This window comes from Leucobacter komagatae, from assembly GCF_006716085.1.
Classification (GTDB): Bacteria; Actinomycetota; Actinomycetes; order Actinomycetales; family Microbacteriaceae; genus Leucobacter; species Leucobacter komagatae.
Genome location: NZ_VFON01000002.1, coordinates 103,082 through 120,694, shown reverse-complemented (window position 1 = coordinate 120,694; position 17,613 = coordinate 103,082). Strand labels below are relative to the sequence as shown.

The 17,613-nt window shown below is 66.9% G+C and carries 12 protein-coding genes; 4 read left to right on the top strand and 8 right to left on the bottom strand.

Features of this window, described 5'->3' with window-relative positions:
- Window positions 1-22: 22 nt before the first annotated feature.
- Window positions 23-3,763, bottom strand: a complete 3,741-nt coding sequence (locus FB468_RS15360) for a multifunctional oxoglutarate decarboxylase/oxoglutarate dehydrogenase thiamine pyrophosphate-binding subunit/dihydrolipoyllysine-residue succinyltransferase subunit (protein ID WP_141888573.1) — start codon at window positions 3,761-3,763, stop codon at window positions 23-25.
- Window positions 3,764-4,004: 241 nt separating this feature from the next.
- Here FB468_RS15360 and FB468_RS15355 point away from each other — a divergent pair, with 241 nt between their 5' ends.
- Window positions 4,005-5,348 carry a hemolysin family protein gene (locus tag FB468_RS15355; protein ID WP_141888571.1) on the top strand — a complete coding sequence of 448 codons (1,344 nt, stop codon included), beginning with the start codon at window positions 4,005-4,007 and terminating at the stop codon, window positions 5,346-5,348.
- Window positions 5,345-6,394, top strand: a complete 1,050-nt coding sequence (locus FB468_RS15350) for a hemolysin family protein (protein ID WP_141888569.1) — start codon at window positions 5,345-5,347, stop codon at window positions 6,392-6,394. The genes FB468_RS15355 and FB468_RS15350 overlap by 4 nt, the downstream gene beginning before the upstream one ends.
- Before the next feature lie 147 nt (window positions 6,395-6,541).
- On the opposite strand, the gene FB468_RS15345 is transcribed toward FB468_RS15350, so the two are convergent.
- The 6 genes from FB468_RS15345 to FB468_RS15315 all read right to left on the bottom strand — a co-directional run bounded on the left by FB468_RS15345 (window position 6,542) and on the right by FB468_RS15315 (window position 14,144).
- Window positions 6,542-7,801 carry an ABC transporter permease gene (locus FB468_RS15345; protein WP_246055991.1) on the bottom strand — a complete coding sequence of 420 codons (1,260 nt, stop codon included), beginning with the start codon at window positions 7,799-7,801 and terminating at the stop codon, window positions 6,542-6,544.
- 74 nt (window positions 7,802-7,875) lie between these two features.
- Window positions 7,876-8,541 carry an ABC transporter ATP-binding protein gene (locus tag FB468_RS15335; RefSeq protein ID WP_170219807.1) on the bottom strand — a complete coding sequence of 222 codons (666 nt, stop codon included), beginning with the start codon at window positions 8,539-8,541 and terminating at the stop codon, window positions 7,876-7,878.
- Between the two features lie 155 nt (window positions 8,542-8,696).
- Window positions 8,697-10,274 (bottom strand): peptidoglycan-binding domain-containing protein, encoded by a 1,578-nt coding sequence (locus FB468_RS15330; RefSeq protein WP_141888563.1) that lies wholly within the window; start codon window positions 10,272-10,274, stop codon window positions 8,697-8,699.
- 3 nt (window positions 10,275-10,277) lie between these two features.
- On the bottom strand, window positions 10,278-11,321 hold the full coding sequence (locus FB468_RS15325) for a hypothetical protein (RefSeq protein WP_141888561.1): 1,044 nt from the start codon (window positions 11,319-11,321) through the stop codon (window positions 10,278-10,280).
- A gap of 172 nt (window positions 11,322-11,493) precedes the next feature.
- Window positions 11,494-12,699 (bottom strand): homoserine O-acetyltransferase MetX, encoded by a 1,206-nt coding sequence (metX, locus tag FB468_RS15320; protein ID WP_141888559.1) that lies wholly within the window; start codon window positions 12,697-12,699, stop codon window positions 11,494-11,496.
- A 125-nt stretch (window positions 12,700-12,824) separates the two neighbouring features.
- Complete coding sequence (locus FB468_RS15315; protein ID WP_141888557.1) at window positions 12,825-14,144, bottom strand: bifunctional o-acetylhomoserine/o-acetylserine sulfhydrylase; 1,320 nt, start codon at window positions 14,142-14,144, stop codon at window positions 12,825-12,827.
- A 222-nt stretch (window positions 14,145-14,366) separates the two neighbouring features.
- Here FB468_RS15315 and FB468_RS15310 point away from each other — a divergent pair, with 222 nt between their 5' ends.
- Window positions 14,367-15,173 (top strand): SDR family NAD(P)-dependent oxidoreductase, encoded by an 807-nt coding sequence (locus FB468_RS15310; RefSeq protein WP_141888555.1) that lies wholly within the window; start codon window positions 14,367-14,369, stop codon window positions 15,171-15,173.
- Between the two features lie 5 nt (window positions 15,174-15,178).
- The gene (locus FB468_RS15305) at window positions 15,179-16,033 is read left to right on the top strand and encodes a uracil-DNA glycosylase (protein ID WP_141888553.1); all 855 of its coding nucleotides are present in this window, start codon (window positions 15,179-15,181) and stop codon (window positions 16,031-16,033) included.
- Between the two features lie 174 nt (window positions 16,034-16,207).
- Here FB468_RS15305 and FB468_RS15300 read toward each other — a convergent pair whose 3' ends face one another.
- Window positions 16,208-17,596 (bottom strand): amino acid permease, encoded by a 1,389-nt coding sequence (locus FB468_RS15300; RefSeq protein WP_141888973.1) that lies wholly within the window; start codon window positions 17,594-17,596, stop codon window positions 16,208-16,210.
- Window positions 17,597-17,613: the final 17 nt, after the last annotated feature.

Sequence of the window (17,613 nt, the reverse complement as noted above, 5' to 3'; positions counted from 1 at the left end):
GTGTCCTGCAGAACGCTTGAACTCAGTCGAACTTCAGAGCCTGCGTGAGCAGCTCTTCTTGCTCGACAGCGTGCACCTTCGCCGACCCGGTCGACGGAGCCGCCGAGGCCGCACGCGACACAACGCGAATCCTGTCGTTCGCGAGGTGCTTCGCGAGTACGAGCGAGATGAAGGGCCAGGCGCCCTGGTTCTCGGGCTCGTCCTGTACCCACACCAGCTCGGCGTTCGGGTAGGTCGCGATGATGCGCGTGAGGTCGATGACCGGCATCGGGTAGTACTGCTCGACGCGCACGATCGCAACGCGCGGGTCGGGCGACTTCGCGAGGGCGCCCTCGAGGTCGTAGTAGACCTTGCCCGAGGTGAGGATCAGGCGCTGAACGCTGTTGCGATCCTGCACGTTCGGGTCGTCGATCACCGGCTTGAAGTTGCCCGACGTGAAGTCCTCGACGTTCGAGGTCGCGCCGCGGAGGCGCAGCATCGACTTCGGCGTGAAGACGATGAGCGGCTTGCGCGGGCGGGCGTAGGCCTGGCGGCGGAGCAGGTGGAAGTAGTTCGCGGGCGTCGACGGACGCGCGACGATCATGTTGTCTTCCGCGCACAGCTGCAGGAAACGCTCGATGCGTGCCGACGAGTGGTCGGGGCCCTGACCTTCGTAGCCGTGGGGGAGCAGCATGACGACCGACGACTGCTGGCCCCACTTCTGCTCGGCCGCGGCGACGTACTCGTCGATGACCGCCTGCGCGGTGTTCACGAAGTCGCCGAACTGCGCCTCCCAGAGCACGAGGGCGTCCTCGCGCTGCAGCGAGTAGCCATACTCGAACGCGAGCGCTGCGTACTCGGAGAGCAGCGAGTCATAGATCCAGAAGCGGGCCTGATCCTCGGAGAGGTTCAGGAGCGGGATCCACTCTTGGCCGTTCGCGCGGTCGTGGAAGACCGCGTGGCGCTGCGTGAAGGTGCCGCGGCGCGCATCCTGGCCCGCGAAGCGCACGGGCGTGCCCTCCATGAGCAGCGAGCCGAGGGCGAGTAGCTCGCCGAAGCCCCAGTCGATCTCGCCTGAGCGGGTCATCTCGACGCGCTTCGCGAGCAGTTGTTGCAGCTTGCGGTGCACGGTGAAGCCCTCGGGTACGTTGCCGTGCGCGTCGCCGATGCGGTGGATCACCTCGGTCGAGACCGCGGTATCGAGCACCTCGCCAGTCAACTGGCCCGGCTCCTCGCGCTCGGCGATGCCGGACTGGTCGATGACGGGGATCGAGCCTGTCTGCGCTGCGTGGGTCTCCATGAACGCCTGCTCGAGGCGGTTCTGGAAGTCCTGCTTCGCGGTCTCGTACTGCTCCTGCGTGATGTCGCCGCGGCCGACGAGGCCCTCGGTGTACAGGCGCCTCGTCGAGCGCTTCGCCTCGATGAGGTCCGTCATCAGCGGCTGCGTCATCGAGGGGTCGTCGCCCTCGTTGTGGCCGCGACGGCGGTAGCAGATGAGGTCGATAATGACGTCCTTGTGGAACTTCTGGCGGAACTCGTAGGCGAGCTGCGCGACGCGCACGACCGACTCGGGGTCGTCGCCGTTCACGTGGAAGATCGGGGACTGGATGACCTTGCCAACGTCAGACGAGTAGACGCCGGTGCGCGAGTCCATCGGCAGCGTCGTAAACCCGACCTGGTTGTTGATGATCACGTGGATCGTGCCGCCCGTGCGGTATCCGCGCAGCTGCGACATCTGCAACGTCTCGTAGACGACGCCCTGGCCGGCCATTGCAGCGTCACCGTGGATGAGCAGCGGCAGGGTGGTGAACGAGCCGATCGGCTTGAGATCCTGCTTCGCGCGGACGATGCCCTCGAGCACGCCGTTCACGGTCTCAAGGTGCGACGGGTTCGCGGCGAGGTGGATCGGAACCTGGGTGCCGTTCGGGGCCGTGAAGACGCCGGAGGTGCCGAGGTGGTACTTGACGTCGCCCGAGCCGGTCTTCTTCGCGGTTCCCTCGAACTCGCGGAAGATCTGGCCGTACGTCTTGCCCGCGATGTTCGAGAGCACATTCAGGCGGCCACGGTGGGCCATGCCGATGTCGACCGAGTCGACCCCGTCCTCCGCGGCGTCGATGAGCATCGCGTCGAGCAGCGGGATGACCGACTCGCCGCCCTCGAGGCTGAAGCGCTTCTGGCCGACGTACTTGGTCTGCAGGAAGGTCTCGAAGGCCTCGGCCTCGTTGAGCTTCTCGAGGATGCGCAGCTGCTCCTCGCTCGTCGGCTTCGCGTACGTAACCTCGAGTTGGTCGCGCAGCCAGATCCGCTCCTCGGGATCTTGGATGTGCATGTACTCGACGCCGATCTTGCGGCAGTAGGTATCGCGGAGCACGCCGAGGATGTCACGCAGCTTCATCGTCGGCTTGCCGCCGATGCCGCCCGTCACGAACTCGCGGTCGAGGTCCCAGAACGTGAGGCCGTGGCTCTCGATCTCAAGGTCGGGGTGCGTGCGCTGCACGTACTCGAGCGGATCGACGTCGGCCATGAGGTGGCCGCGCACGCGGAACGCGTTGATGAGCTCCTGCACGCGCGCCGACTTTCCGATCGCGCCGGAAACATCGACGTGGATGTCCTTTGCCCACTGGATCGGCTTGTACGGGATACGCAGCGCGGCGAAGACGTCCTCGTAGAAGTTGTGGCCGCCCGCGAGGAGCTCGTGAACGTACTTCAGGAACTCGCCTGAGCCGGCACCCTGGATGACGCGGTGGTCGTAGGTGCTCGTGAGCGTGATGGTCTTCGAGATGCCGAGGTTCGAGAGGACCTCTTCGGAGGCGCCCTGGAACTCGGCGGGGTACTCGAGCGCGCCGGCGCCAATGATCGAGCCCTGCCCGTTCATGAGGCGCGGGACGGAGTGCACGGTGCCGATGCCGCCCGGGTTCGTGAGCGAGATCGTGGTGCCCTGGAAGTCGTTCGCGGTGAGCTTGTTGTCGCGCGAGCGCTTCACGAGGTCTTCGTAGGCCGCGAGGTACTCGTTGAAGTCGAGCGTCTCGGCGTACTTGATCGCGGGGACCATCAGCGAGCGGCTGCCGTCAGCCTTCTGCACGTCGACGGCGATGCCGAGACCGACGTGGGCGGGGACGACAACACCGGGCTTGCCGTCAACCTCGGTATAGAAGACGTTCTGCGCGGGGTGGGCCTTGAGCGCCTGGATCAGGGCCCAGCCGATGAGGTGCGTGAACGAGACCTTGCCGCCGCGGCTGCGGCGCAGGTGGCTGTTGATGACGATGCGGTTGTCAATGAGCAGCTTCGCGGGGACCGTGCGCACGCTCGTCGCGGTCGGAACGGTGAGGCTCGCGTCCATGTTCTTCGACAGAGTGCGCGCCATGCCCTTGAAGACCGAGAACTCGTCGGTCGCGGTGTCGTCGGTCGCGGCCTGCGGCGCGACGGGTGTCTTGCGGGGCGCGTCGGCGGGGATCGGGGCAGTGCGGGGCGCGACGTTGGTCGTGCGTGCCGGCTGCGTCGGGGCGCCGGTTGCCGGTGCTGCGTGCGCTGCCGCTGCGGGGGGAGCCGTCGCAGCCGCTGGCGGCGGTGCCGTGGGCGCTGCCGCTGCGGGAGCCGCGGGCGCTGACTGAGACTGAACTGCTGACTGAGTGGCTGCAAACTTCTCGAGAGTCGGCCACCAAGCCGGATCTACCGAGTTCTTGTCGACGACGTACTGTTTGTACATCTCATCGACAAGCCAAGCGTTCGCACCAAAATCTTCTGCGGAACCATCCTGTGAGGTGGTTTCCGAGCGCTCTGCCAAAGCGACTTCCTCTCCCGTGAGTAATGTTGACTCGTGCAATAGAGCCGCCGTGTCCGGCGGAGCGAGCCGGGATTACCGTTCGCCATTGCACACTGCATAAGCCTACGCCGTTCCCGCTCCAAAAACGCCAATCTCGCTGATAAAGTGGAGCAATCATGGAAGCGGACCCCCGAAGACCCTCAGACCCTCCGAGTATCAGCCGCGCGATCGCGCGGACATTGCATAGGAATTCGGTTCTCGTATGAGCGAGTGGCTGCAGCTGGCGCTTGGAATTCTGCTCACGTTCGGCACGGGTGTGTTCGTCGCGGCGGAGTTCTCGCTCGTCGCGCTCGACAGGCAAGACCTCGAGCGCCGGCGCGAGGGCGGGGAGCGGGGCCTCGACGGCGTCATCCGCGGGCTCGCTCACACCTCGACGCACCTGTCGAGCGCGCAGCTCGGCATCACCCTGACGACGCTGCTCGCGGGCTACCTGCTTGAGCCGGTGATCAGCGGCGCGCTCGCCGGGCCGCTCCAAGCGATCGGTCTTCCCGCTGACCTGCTCAGCGTCGTGACGGTGCCAGTCGCCGTCGCGATCGCGACGATCTTCTCGATGATCGTGGGTGAGCTCGTGCCGAAAAACTTCGCGATCTCGAAGCCGCTGCCGACGGCGAAGCTCGTCATGCCGCTGCAGGCCGGGTTCACCGCCGTGTTCAAGCCCGCGGTGAAGGTGCTGAACGGCAGCGCGAACGGGATCCTGCGCTGGATCGGGATCGAGCCGAAGGAGGAACTGTCTGGCGCCCGCTCGGCGCAGGAGCTCTCGTCGCTCGTGCGCCACTCTGCGAGCGCGGGGCTGCTGGAGGCCGACACCGCGACGCTGCTCGATCGCACCCTCCATTTCGCGGAACTCACCGCCGCCGACGTGATGACGCCGCGGCTGCGCATGGAGAGCATCCAGCGCCTCGAGCCCGCGCAAGCGGTGCTCGAGCTGTCGGGCCGCACGGGATTCTCGCGCTTTCCGGTGATCGATGAGGATCGCGATGACGTCGTCGGAGTGGTCCATGTCAAGCAGGCCGTCGCCGTACCGCGCAACAAGCGCTCCGAGGTGCCGGTCGCGGCGCTCGCGGAGGAGTCGCTGCGCGTGCCCGAGACGCTCCGCGTCGACCAGCTGCTTGAGCAGCTGCGCGCGTCGGGCTACCAGCTCGCGATTGTCGTCGACGAGTACGGCGGCACCGCCGGCCTCGTGACGCTCGAAGACCTCGTCGAGGAGATCATCGGCGAGGTCTCAGACGAGCATGACCGCACGGCTGCCGGCGTCGTCGGCACCGCGATCGAGATGACGTTCCCCGCAGATCTTCGGCCCGACGAGCTGCGTGAGCAGACCGGCATCGAGGTCCCAGAGGCTGACGACTACGACACCGTCGCGGGCTACGTGCTGCTGCAGCTCGGCACGATCCCTGAGGTCGGCGACGAGGTGCAGCTGCCCGATGGCGCGACCCTCCGGGTTGAGCGCATGGACGGTCGGCGCATCTCGCGGCTCCGGTTCTTCGCGGCGCCTGAGCCCGAAGCGGTCGAACACGGTGAAACAGGGGAGGGGGCGCACTCATGAGTGACTGGCTTGGAATCATGTGGCTCGTGCTGCTGCTCGCGGCGAACGCGTTCTTTGTTGCCGCCGAGTTCGCGGTGATCTCCGCGCGCCGCTCGCAGATCGAACCGCGCGCGGAGGCTGGCTCGAAGCGCGCGAAAACCGCCCTGTTCGCGATGGAGCACGCGACGCTCATGCTCGCGACCTGCCAGCTCGGTATCACCGTGTGCTCGCTCGTGATCCTGAACGTCTCCGAACCCGCGATCCACCACCTACTCGCTGGGCCGCTCGAATGGACCGGCATGAGCGTGCAGGTCGCGAGCGTCACCGCGTTCGCGCTGACGCTGCTGCTCGTCACGTACCTTCACGTCGTGTTCGGCGAGATGGTGCCGAAGAACGCCGCGTTCACGCTGCCCGATCGCGCGGTGCTGCTGCTCGCGCCGCCGCTCGTCTGGATCTCGCGCGTGCTGCGCCCGATCATCACCGGGCTCAACGCGATCGCGAACGGCGTGCTGCGCATGTTCGGCGTCGAGCCGAAGTCGGAGACGACGAGCACGTTCACGCTTGAGGAGGTCGCGAGCATCGTCGATCATTCCCGCCGCGAGGGCGTGCTTGAAGACCGCAGCGGCGCGCTGACTGCCGCCTTCGAGTTCACGTCGAAGCGTGCGGGCGACGTACTCGTGCCCCTTGACAGGCTCGTCGTGCTCCCGCCAGGGTCGACGCCGGCGGACGTCGAGGCCGCGGTCGCGCGCCACGGTTTCTCGCGCTATCCGATCGTGGACGACGCGGGCGCGCTCGTTGGCTACGCGCACATCAAGGATCTCGTGCGCATTGGCGAGCGCTGGATCGACGAACCGATCCCGCCGAAGCGGGTGCGCGAGATGGTCACGATGCGCGTCGACTCTGACCTCGAAGACGTGCTGTCGCACATGCAGCGGCGCGGCATCCACATGGCGCGCATCGTCGACTCGGAGGGCACCGAGCTCGGCGCGGTCTTCCTCGAAGACGTCATCGAGGAGCTCGTCGGCGAGATTCAAGACGCGACGAGGCGGCAGCGCTACGAGAGCTAGCGGAAGGTCTTCCCGCGAGTTCTCCCTCTCCACGCAACAGCCCCTTCCCTGCAAGACCGGTAGAGCCTGACCGCCGGAAACGGTCCGTCTTGCGGGGAAGGGGCTATGCGGTGGGCTGCGCCGGTGCGCGGTGGGTCGTGGCGTAGGCTACGCGTCGCGCAGCGCGTCGACGGGCTCGATTCGCGCGGCCTTCAACGCGGGGTAGCTGCCGGCCGCGAGACCGACGAGTGCGCCCACAGCGACACCGAGGGGCGCCGCCCAGGGAGCGAGCACTGGGGTCCACTGTTGCACCAGGCAGACCCCGATGAGCGCGAAGAGCCCGACGACAACACCCATGAGGCCGCCGAGTACGCCGGTGGTGACCGACTCGATCATGAACTGGCCCGCGATGTCACGCGTGCGCGCGCCGAGCGCTCGGCGGAGGCCGATCTCGCCGCGTCGCTCGGTCACCGACATGAGGGTGACGCTCGCGATGCCGATGCCGCCGCCGATGAGCGCGACGATGCCGATCGCGAGGAACAGCACGTTCACGTCGGCCTCGACGCCCTCTCGGAGCGCGTTCGCACTCGACGGCGCCGAGACCTTGTACGCGTCAGGTGCGTTCGGGTCGAGCGCGATCGGCGCCTGCCTGGCGACGACCTCTCCGGCCCCGACGGCGATGCGGATGTCGAGACTGTTGACGGTGGAGAGCGCGAGCTCGCCGCGCGCGGTGTTGACGGGCACAATGACGGAGTCGAGAAGCGTGTTGCGGGTGCCGACCTTGTCGAGGATCCCGATGACCGTGTACGCCCGCTCCTCGATGAAGATCGCGGGCTGCCCGGTCACGCGGTTCACTCCGAGGCGCTCGGCAGCGTTCTTGCCGAGCACGACGACCCGGTCACCGCGCTCGTCGTGACCAGCATCGAAGAAGCGGCCCGCGCCTATATGACCGGCAACGGTCTCGAGGAGCTCGGGGGAGGCCGCGACGACGGGAGGGGCAGCTTTTGACGCTGCCGAGGGGTCGTTCACCTGCACCGTCGTCACATTCTTGACGCTGTCGAGCTTGGCGTAGAGGGCCGCGTGTTCGACGCCGGCGAGGCCCGCCACTCTGTCGACGGCGTCCCATGGGAGGCGTGCGGTTGCGCGCTCTTTGCCCCCGGCGGCCTTCGCCTTGCCCGGCTCAACCGTCACTCGGGTCGCTGAGAGCGCGTCGAACTGCTGGGCGATCTGGCCGCCAGCGGTCTGCGCAAACCCGATCGTTGCTACGAGTGAAGCGATACCGAGCACGGTCCCCGCAAGAGTGATGAGGAGACGCGATGGCCGGGCGCCGACACCCTCGAGCGACTCGCGGATGAGGTCGCTGCGCGAGATCGTCGGGGCGGCGCTCGCGGCCTTGTCAGTATTCGACGCCTTTGAACGCTTCGACAACTTCGACAACTTTGACGGCTTTGACGGCTTTGACGAGTCGTTCCGGCGAAACCGCCAGGTTCGGGGGTCGAGTTTCACGCGATCACCGTCAGCTCTCCGTCGTTGATGCGCACGCGGCGGCCGGCAGCCTGAGCAACGGCCTCGTCGTGTGTGATCATCACGATCGTGAGGCCGTCGGCGGAGAGCTCGTCGAAGAGCCCCATGATCGCCTTCGAGTTCGCGCGGTCGAGGTTGCCCGTCGGCTCATCGGCGAGGAGTAGCCGGGGTGACGTGCAGACCGCTCGAGCGATCGCGACGCGCTGGCGCTCGCCGCCCGAGAGCGTGTTCGGTGTGAAGTCGATGCGGTGCGCGAGCCCAACGCGCTCAAGAGCCCGGCGAGCGAGCGGCTCGCGCTCCTCCCGCGAGAGGCCTGCGTACGTGCCAGCCAGCATGACGTTCTCGAGCACTGTGCGCGTCGGCATGAGATGAAACGACTGGAAGACAAAGCCGATGGCGCGTGCCCGCAGGCTCGCCCTCTCGTCCTCGCTCAACTCAGCGACGTCGATGCCCTCGAAGAGGAAAGTGCCGGTGCTCGGGCGGTCGAGCAGCCCGAGCGTATTGAGCATGGTCGACTTACCCGAACCCGATGGGCCGATGATCGCGAGGTAGTCGCCGCGGTCGACGGTCAGGTCGATGCCGCGCAGCGCGTTCACTGGCGGGGGACCAGGGAAGAACCGGGTGACACCCGAGAGCTGAGCGATGGGCCCCGAGTAGAGGGGGTCGCCGAAGCCGCGGCCAGAGGGCGCTTCCTCTGGCCCGGCCTCAGTTTCCTCCTCGTCCGTGGCGTCCGCTGCGCGGGTACCCTCCGCGTCGTCCTCAAGGCCGGTGTGGTCCCTGAAGAGCTCGTCGACCGCACTCACCTGCCGACCACGACCTTCGCACCCGCGGCGATACGCTCATCATCGCTCGTGATCTCGACGAAGCCGTCGGCCGCGAGGCCCGCTTCGACAGTGATCGTCTCGGTCTCGGCGTTGTGCCCGTCGCGCATGTTGACCAGCAGCTCGACGCGATCCTCACCACCAGAACCCGCTGACAGTGCGGCGATCGGCACTGCGATGACCTCACCGTCGGTCGACGCGACGGGGATGCGGAGGCGAACGTTCGTGCCGCGCAGCGCGTCGATCTGTTCGCCCGATAGGTCAACGGGCTCAAGTTCGACTGTGTAGCGAGCGGCGCCGGCGTCGCCGCCACCGCTGCCACCGCCGCTGCCACCGCCGCTGCCTCCGCCACCTTCGCCGCCCTCCGACCCGCCTGACTTGGGTGCCTTCACAGCCTTCACCTTCGCGGTGAGCGCGGTGCCGTCAGGCGCCGCAAACTCGGCCACGAGTCCCTCAGAGAGCAGGTCAGCGTCTTGCTTCGACACGGTACCGCTGATCGACAGTGTCGCGCCCGAGACGCTCATGGGCGAGCCCGAGAGCACGTCGCCGCGCTTCACGGTGACCTCGTCGACGCGTCGGGGGAGCCCGGCGAGGAAAAGCGCCTCACCTGCGGGGAGCGTCGGCAGCACGGCAGCCTGCGCCTCACCGAGGGACTCTTGCGCGTCGTTCACGCCCTCCCACGCTGCGTTCACCGCGGCCTGCTCACTCGTCGTGTTCGGAGCCTTCGCTTCGCGCGCCTGGTCGAGCGCGGCCTGAGCCTGCGCTGCGGCCACGTTTGCATCGCGAAGTGCGCGCTCTGCGCTCTTGAGCTGGTCACGTGAAGCCTCGCCCCCGGTCGCCGCCGAGTATCCGAGCTGTTCGTAGAGCGCGCCGAGGCCCGCCGCAGTGTCCCAGTCAAAGGTGTCGGTGTTGAGGTCGCCGCTCGCGTAGCCGAGCGCGGAAAGCGCCTGCTTGAGCTGCGTGACGTCGGGGCCGCGCATGCCAATGCTCAGGCTGCGGTAGGCGGGAAGCTCGCCGGGCAGCACGATGACGGGACGGCCAGCGACCTCAAGCGCGACGTTACCCGCGTTGAAGACAGCTCCAACCGCGGGCACCTGGCCCGTAACGACGGCCTTCGATTCGCCGCCAGCGGCGTCGATCGCGACGGCGACGGAGTCAGCGTAGGCGACCTCGCCGCGCAGCACAACGGTGTTCTCAATCACGCGGTTCTCGATCGGCGCGGTGATCGGGCCGGGTTTCGGTGCGTCCGTGCGTGCGGCGAGTGTCGCCGGGGAAACGATGAACTGCATGACGAGCACGCCAAGGAGCAGCGAGGCAACCGCGACCGCCGCGATGAGCCCGATGAGACGCTTGCCCGTCCACGGCTGCTTGGTCTTCGGCTTCTTCGCGTCGGAGTCAGAGCCAGCATCCGCTCCGGCGTCGGCTTCCGCAGTGTCGGCCCGAACAGTGTCTCCCTCGTCGCCCAGATCAAGGGGCGTTGTTGCCTCAGCATCGGTGCCTTCGGGCAGCCCTGATTCGGAGGCGTCGCCTCCCTGGCGACGCCTCTTGAATACCACGGGTTACTTCCCCTCAGTCTTTGCGCCGGCCTTCGTCTGGTACTTGGCAAGCATCGCGTCGAGCTGCGCCTTATTTTCGTCGACGAAATTCTGCTCGATCTCGTGCATGACCTTGATCTGCTTCTCGTCGTAGCCGATCTTCTTCTTGCAGTCGTAATCGGCAACCGCGAGCTCGATCTCGCGCTTCTTCAGCGCGTCGAGCTCCTTCTTCGAAGGCTCCTTCGGTTCCTCGCCTTCGACGTACTCGCCACCACCGCCGTAAAGTTCGTTGCTTGCTTCCATGATCGACATCTGGGCGTCGTTGACCGTGGTGAAGTCAGGGTAGCCCGAGTCTGCCATGCAGCTCGCCCAGTCGCTGTCGAGCTTCGCCATCTCTTCGTTGTTCTCGGTGTTCCAGATGTCTTGCATCGCGGTGAAGAGGTCTGCGAACTCGGGGTCTTCGTAAGCCGCCTGGGTGCCACCCTGCTTCTGGCCGACCTCGTGGCGGGCAGCGCCCTGGCAGCCCTCCTGCGTCCAGTCGCTCGTGTAGCTGCCGCCTTCTTCCATCTCGGCCATCTGCTCTTCGGTCGGGCCTGCGCCGTACAGCGTCTCGTAGAATGCGTTCTGCTCAGACTCGGAGAGGGTGGCCAGGTAATCACCGTTCGGGTCGACGTACTCCTGCGTGTCTTCCTCGGCGCTCGTCATGCCCGGGCTGTCCATGAAGCCGTAGCCGTACTGCTCAGCGAACTCCTTCGAGCCCCACTGCGGGCCGTCCTCGTCGTCGCTCGACATGATCGAACCATAGTTCTGGGTATCGGGCTTGTACTCGAAGCCCTCCTTCTGCATGCAGACCGCGACGAGCTCTTCAATCTCACGCTGCTGCTCCTGGAAGATCTCGTCGGTGATCTCGCCGCCGCCGTCGATAGCCGCAAAGTACTTGGAGAGCGGGCCGTCTTCGTACGACGGGGCCTTGTCGTCGGCCTTGCCAGAGCAGCCGGAAAGCGTGAGCACGGCCGCGGCTGCCATAGCGACGACGGGGAGGAGCGCCTTGTGAGCTCTGCTGGGCATGAAAACCTCATTCAGTTGTAGAACGGTGCCAGGATGAATTTGAAAGTTAGCACACAAAGCAACAGCCCCAGGCGCTTATGAGGGCTTTTTCAGGTTGTCGTGACCAAGCCGATGCAGAGGCGTTCTGTGATGCGGCCAAAGGCATCGCGAAGGCACGGCTTGCTGCCAGAAACTACAGTGCGAGCAGGCGTGTGAGCTGCGCCCCAACCATCTCGAATTCGATGAGGAACGAGTCGTGCCCGTACGGCGAATCGATACGAGTTGCGGCAGTGCCGTCGAGGCTTCCTGGCGAGTGGCGGGCGATCTCGTCTTGGCCATCGATCGTGAACAGCCTGTCGCTCGGAATGCCGAGCACGAGCAGCGGCAGATCGAGCGTCTGCAGCGCAGCTCGCACGCCGCCGCGGCCACGGCCAACGTCGTGCGAGTTCATGGCCTGCACGAGCGTGACGTAGCTGTTCGCGTCAAACCGGCGCGTGAACTTGTTGCCGTGGAAATCGAGGTACGACTCAACGGCGAACCTGCCGCCGCCACCGAGCGGGCTCACGGCCGACTGCCACGACCTCCCGAAGCGCTCGTCGAGCTCGGTATTGCTGCGGTAGTTCAAGAGCGCGAGCCGGCGCGCGGTCGCGAGGCCGTGGTGCGGGCCGATGCCGTCGGGGGCGTCGTAGTAGTCGCCGCCGTGGTACGACGGGTCGGAGCGGATCGCCTCGAGCTGCACGAGGTTCAACCCGATCTGGTCTGCGGTCGTGACCGGGGGAGCCGCGATCACCGCGAGGCGGGCAGTGCGATCGCGGTGCATGATGCCCCACTCGAGGGCGTGCATGCCCCCCATCGAGCCTCCGATGACCGCCGCGAAGCGGCCGATCCCGAGCTCGTCTGCGAAGCGGGCGACCGCGCTCACCTGATCCCTGATCGTGAGGAAAGGGAACCGCGCACCCCACTCGCGGTGATCCTGCGCGAGCGAACCCGGGCCCGTCGTGCCCTGGCAGCCGCCGAGCACGTTGGGCGCGATGATGCAATAGGTATCGGTGTCGAGCGGGCGGCCCGGGCCGACGATCTCGCTCCACCAGCCGTCGGTCGGGTGGCCAGCGGTCGCGGAACCCACGAGGTGGCTGTCACCCGTCAGCGCGTGAAAGACGAGGATCGCGTTGTCGCGTGCCTCATTCAGCTCACCAAACGTCTCGTACGCGATGCGCACGTGGGGCAGTTCTTCGCCGGCCTCCGTGGTGAGCGTTCCGATGGGCATGAACTGGCGGTTCCCAACGGGGTCGCCGTCGCGCCAGCCACCCGAGATCGGGGGTCGTCCCATGAGAGCGCGCAGCTGGGCGTCGGTGATGAAATCGGTCGGGAACGAGTCCTCGGGGGTCTGCCAATCCATAACTCCCTATTGTGGCCTGCTTCCGCTCGTCGCGCGCGATTGTTACGCGGGCAACGCTCACAACGTAAAGCGCCGCCTGCCCGGAACCCCGGAGCAGGCGGCGCTTCACACCACCACGAGCCGAACTATGCGGCGGCCGCGACGACCTCGCGCGCTGCCGCGAAGCCGACCTCAAGGTCAGCCTTGATGTCGTCGATGTGCTCGAGCCCGACCGAGAGGCGCACGAGGCCGGGGGTCACGCCGCCCGACAGCTGCTGCTCGGGCGTGAGCTGCGAGTGCGTCGTCGAGGCGGGGTGGATGACGAGCGAGCGCACGTCGCCAATGTTTGCGACGTGGCTGAACAGCTGCAGGCTGTTGACGAAGGCCTTGCCAGCCTCAACGCCGCCCTTGAGCTCGAACGAGAGCACAGCCCCGACACCCTTCGGGGCGTAGACGTTCGCCGCAGCGTAGCTCGGGTCGGTGGGGAGGCCTGCGTAGTACACCGAGGCGACATCGCTGTGCGAGTCGAGCCATTCGGCGACGTTCTGGGCGTTCTGCGTGTGGCGCTCCATGCGCAGCGAGAGGGTCTCGACGCCCTGCAGCAGCTGCCAGGCGCTCTGCGGCGCGATCGCCGAGCCGAGGTCGCGAAGCAGCTGCACGCGCGCCTTGATGACGAACGCAATCGCGTCGCCAACCGCGCCGGTGTAGCTCACGCCGTTGTAAGAGGGGTCGGGCTCGGTGAGGCCCGGGAACTTGTCGACGTTCTCCGACCAGGCGAACGAGCCGCCGTCGACAATTGCGCCGCCGAGGGTCGTTCCGTGGCCGCCGAGGAACTTCGTGACCGAGTGCAGCACCACGTCGGCGCCGTGCTCGAGCGGGCGGATGAGGAAGGGGCTCGCGACGGTGTTGTCGACGATGAGCGGGAGGTGGTTCTCGTGGGCGACGTCCGCGACGGCGCGGATGTCGAGAATCTTCGTGCGGGGGTTCGCGATCGACTCGGCGAAGAACAGCTTGGTGTTCGGGCGCACGGCGCGCTGCCACTCGGCGGGATCATCCTGATCCTCAACGAACGTGACCTCGATGCCGAGCTTCGCGAGCGAGTACTTGAACAGGTTGTAGGTGCCGCCGTAGATCGCTGCCGACGAGACGATGTGGTCGCCCGCGTTCGCGATGTTCAGCACGGCGAAGGTCGAGGCTGCCTGGCCGCTCGAAAGGAGCAGCGCGGCGGTGCCACCCTCGAGCGCAGCAATGCGGTCCTCGGCGACTGCCTGCGTCGGGTTCGTGATGCGCGTGTAGATCGGGCCGAACTCGGCGAGCGCGAAGCGGTTTGCCGCCTGCTCGGTGCTGTCGAAGACGAACGCGGTGGTCTGGTGGATGGGCAGTGCGCGCGAACCCGTCGTTGGGTCGGGCTCCTGGCCTGCGTGAATCTGCTTGGTTTCAAAACCCCATGCGGTCTTGTCAGTCATTGTGTGCTCCCCAGAGTTTGGTGTGGTGTTGTATCGAGAGTATGGAAGGCGGGGCCCTTCGCGCAATCGGGGGCGACACGAACCGTAATGTTGCGCGTTAGGCTCGACGTAGAACGGGGGCGAGGGCGCCAACCGATGAACACACAGACCCTGGTCAATACAGACCCTGGTCAACACACCCTGGTCAACACAGGTCCAGGCGACGAGACGGAGAGAACAGCGATGGTGCAGCGAGTAGTCGTAACGGGAGCGAGCTCAGGCATTGGCGCGGCAACCGTGCGCCGATTCACGGAACTCGGGTACGAGACGGTCGCCGTCGCGCGCCGGGAAGACCGCCTCCGAGCGCTCGCCGCCGAGACCGGGGCGTACGTCATCCAGTGCGACGTCACCGACGAAGCCGCCGTTGCGCGGATGGCCGCGGAAGTGCGCGCCACTGGCGGCGCCTCGGGTCTCGTGAACAACGCGGGCGGCGCGCTCGGCACCGAGTCGGTCGAGACGGCGCTCAACGACGACTGGCGGCGCATGTTCGAGGTCAACGTCATCGGGCTGCGAAACGTGACTGCTGCGCTCCTGCCGGTGCTGCGCGAGGCGATCACGTCTGCGGCATCGGCTGAGTCGGGCGCCGGGGTCGACGCCGGTCACGGCTGGGCGTCGATCATGAACCTCACTTCGACCGCAGGGCTCGCCTCGTACCCCGGGGGCGGAGGGTACAACGCTGCGAAGTACGCGGCGCACGCGGTGACCGAGGTGCTGCGGCTTGAGCTCGCTGGCGAGCCGATCCGCGTCATGGAGATCGCTCCCGGGCTCGTGCACACCGAGGAGTTCACCCTGAACCGGCTGCGCGGTGACGCGGCAGCGGCCTCGGCCCCCTACGAGAACGTGACGCCGCTCACCGCCGAAGACGTCGCCCGTGTGCTCGTCGGCGCGTTCGAGCAGCCGCCCCACGTGAACCAAGACCTCATCGTGCTGCGCCCCGTCGCGCAGTCGAGCGTCTTCCACGTGCACCGCGGCCCGCTCGCCGCGAAGTAGCCGCCGTGATCCCGACCTCGCTCAGCGAACTGGTCTCTTCGGGGCGAGTCGCCGCCGATTGGGGCGACGCGCTCGCCGCAGCTGACACGGGCGGCACGCTCGACGCGACGCTTGCTCAGCTCGCGTCGTTTCTCGCGGACGAAGAGGCGGCGGGCGCGCAGGTGCTGCCGTCGGCTGATCACGTGTTTCGGGCGTTCGCGCGGCCGCTCGCGGAGGTGCGGGTGCTCATTGTCGGACAGGATCCATACCCCACCCCCGGCCACGCCGTCGGGCTGTCGTTCTCGACGGCCCGCGACGTGCGGCCTCTGCCACGCAGCCTCAAGAACATCTTCCGGGAGCTTGAGGAGGACCTGGGGTCGGTCGGTGCGCCCGGGTCTAGTGGCGGAGCGCCCGGGCCTGGCGGCGAAGCCCTGCCCGAGGCGTCGTCCACCTCGTGGGCGGAGGATTTCTGGGCGGTGCCCGCGGGCTCGGCGGGCTCGGCGGGCTCGCCCGGCCACGCCGCGGTCGGACAGCACGGCGACCTTTCGGCCTGGGCCGACGCCGGGGTGCTGCTGCTCAACCGCGTGCTGACGGTGCGCGCCGGTGACGCTGGCTCGCACCGCCGTAAGGGCTGGGAACACGTGACTGAGCTCGCGATCCGGGCGCTCGTCGCCAGGGGCGGCCCGCTGGTCGCAATCCTCTGGGGCGCAGACGCCCGTGGCCTCGCACCGCTGCTCGGGGATACCCCGATCGTTGAGAGCGCGCACCCGTCGCCGCTCTCGGCCTCGCGTGGGTTCTTCGGGTCACGACCGTTCAGCCGCACGAATGAGCTGCTCGAGGCGCAGGGGGCCTCTCCGATTGACTGGGGCGCCTTGAACTGAGCGGTTTGTGCCGGGGCGCCCCGCCCAGTGCAACTTTCTCTTCGGTTTGACGTAGTTGGGGTGCCGTGAACTACGTCAAACCGGAGAGAAAGTTTGTGGGAGACCAGAGCTGAGCCTAGGCACGAACCCAGGCCCAGGCCCAGACCCAACCACGGCCCCAGACTCAACCCCGGCCTACCGCACGCGCCGGCGCTTGGGCCGAGCGGGCTCCACCTGCACCTCGATAGCGCCGGTCTCGTCGACGAGCTCGTACCGCCGTTTGCCCGCGTCTTTCACGAAGAACCGATAGCTCAGCGCGAGCAGCACAACCCACACAGCCCCGACAAAGATCGCGGGCCGCGAGTCGGGCACGAGACCGATCATCACGATGACGAACAGGATGAACGCGATCGCCGCGTACGAAGCGCCCGGCCAGAGCGGCACCGGGAACTCGCTCGGCAGCCGAGACTCGCGGGCAATCTCGCGCTTCATGCGCACGTGCGCGATGAGGATCATGAGCCACACCAGCACCGTCGCAAACGTAGCAAGCGCCGCGATGAAGAAGAAGATTTGGTCGGGGAATATCGCGTTGAGCACGACACCGAGGAGGAGGGCTGCAACCATCGTCACAACCGTGAGCCAGGGCACCCCACTCTTGGTGAGTTTCATGAACTGCTTGGGTGCCTGGCCCTGCTCTGCAAGTCCACGCAGCATGCGCCCCGCCCCGAAAATGTCTGCGTTGATCGCCGACAGCGCCGCGGTGATGACGACGACGTTGAGAACGTGCGCGGCGCCCGAGAGCCCCAGCGACTCGAAGATTGACACGAACGGGCTCGACTTCCCGTCGATCGTGGTCCAGGGCTGCAGGCTCATGATGACGCCGAGGGTGAGCACGTAGAACAGCAGGATGCGCATGGGCACCGAGTTGATCGCCTGCGGAATGACCTTCTTCGGGTTCTGCGCCTCGCCGGCGGTGATGCCGATGACCTCGATGCCGCCGAACGCGAACATGACGACGGTGAACGAGGCGAGGAGGCCCCAGAGCCCGTTCGGCATGAAGCCGCCGTGCGATACGAGGTTGTGGATCCCGGCCGCGCCCTCGCTCTGGTTTCCGAGCCCGAAGACGATGATGGCGATGCCGCCGACGATCATGAGCACGATCGCCGTAATCTTGATGAGCGAGAACCAAAACTCGAGTTCGCCGAAGACCTTCACGCTGATGAGGTTGATTGCCGCGATGAAGAAGACGACGGCGAGCACCCAGATCCAGCGCTCAACGTCGGGGAACCAGAACCCCATGTACAGCCCGAACGCGGTGACGTCAGCGAGGGCGACGACAAACATTTCGAACGTGTACGTCCAGCCCGCGAGGAACCCTGCGAATGGGCCGATGTAGCGCGACGCGTACTGGGCGAACGAGCCCGAGACCGGGTGCCGCACGGCCATCTCGCCGAGTGCGCGCATCACCATGAACACGGCGGCGCCGCCGATGATGTACGCGAGCAGCACGGCCGGGCCAGCGGCCTGGATCGCGCCGGCGGAGCCCATAAACAGGCCGGTGCCGATCGCCGAACCGAGCGCCATCCAACGGATGTGGCGGG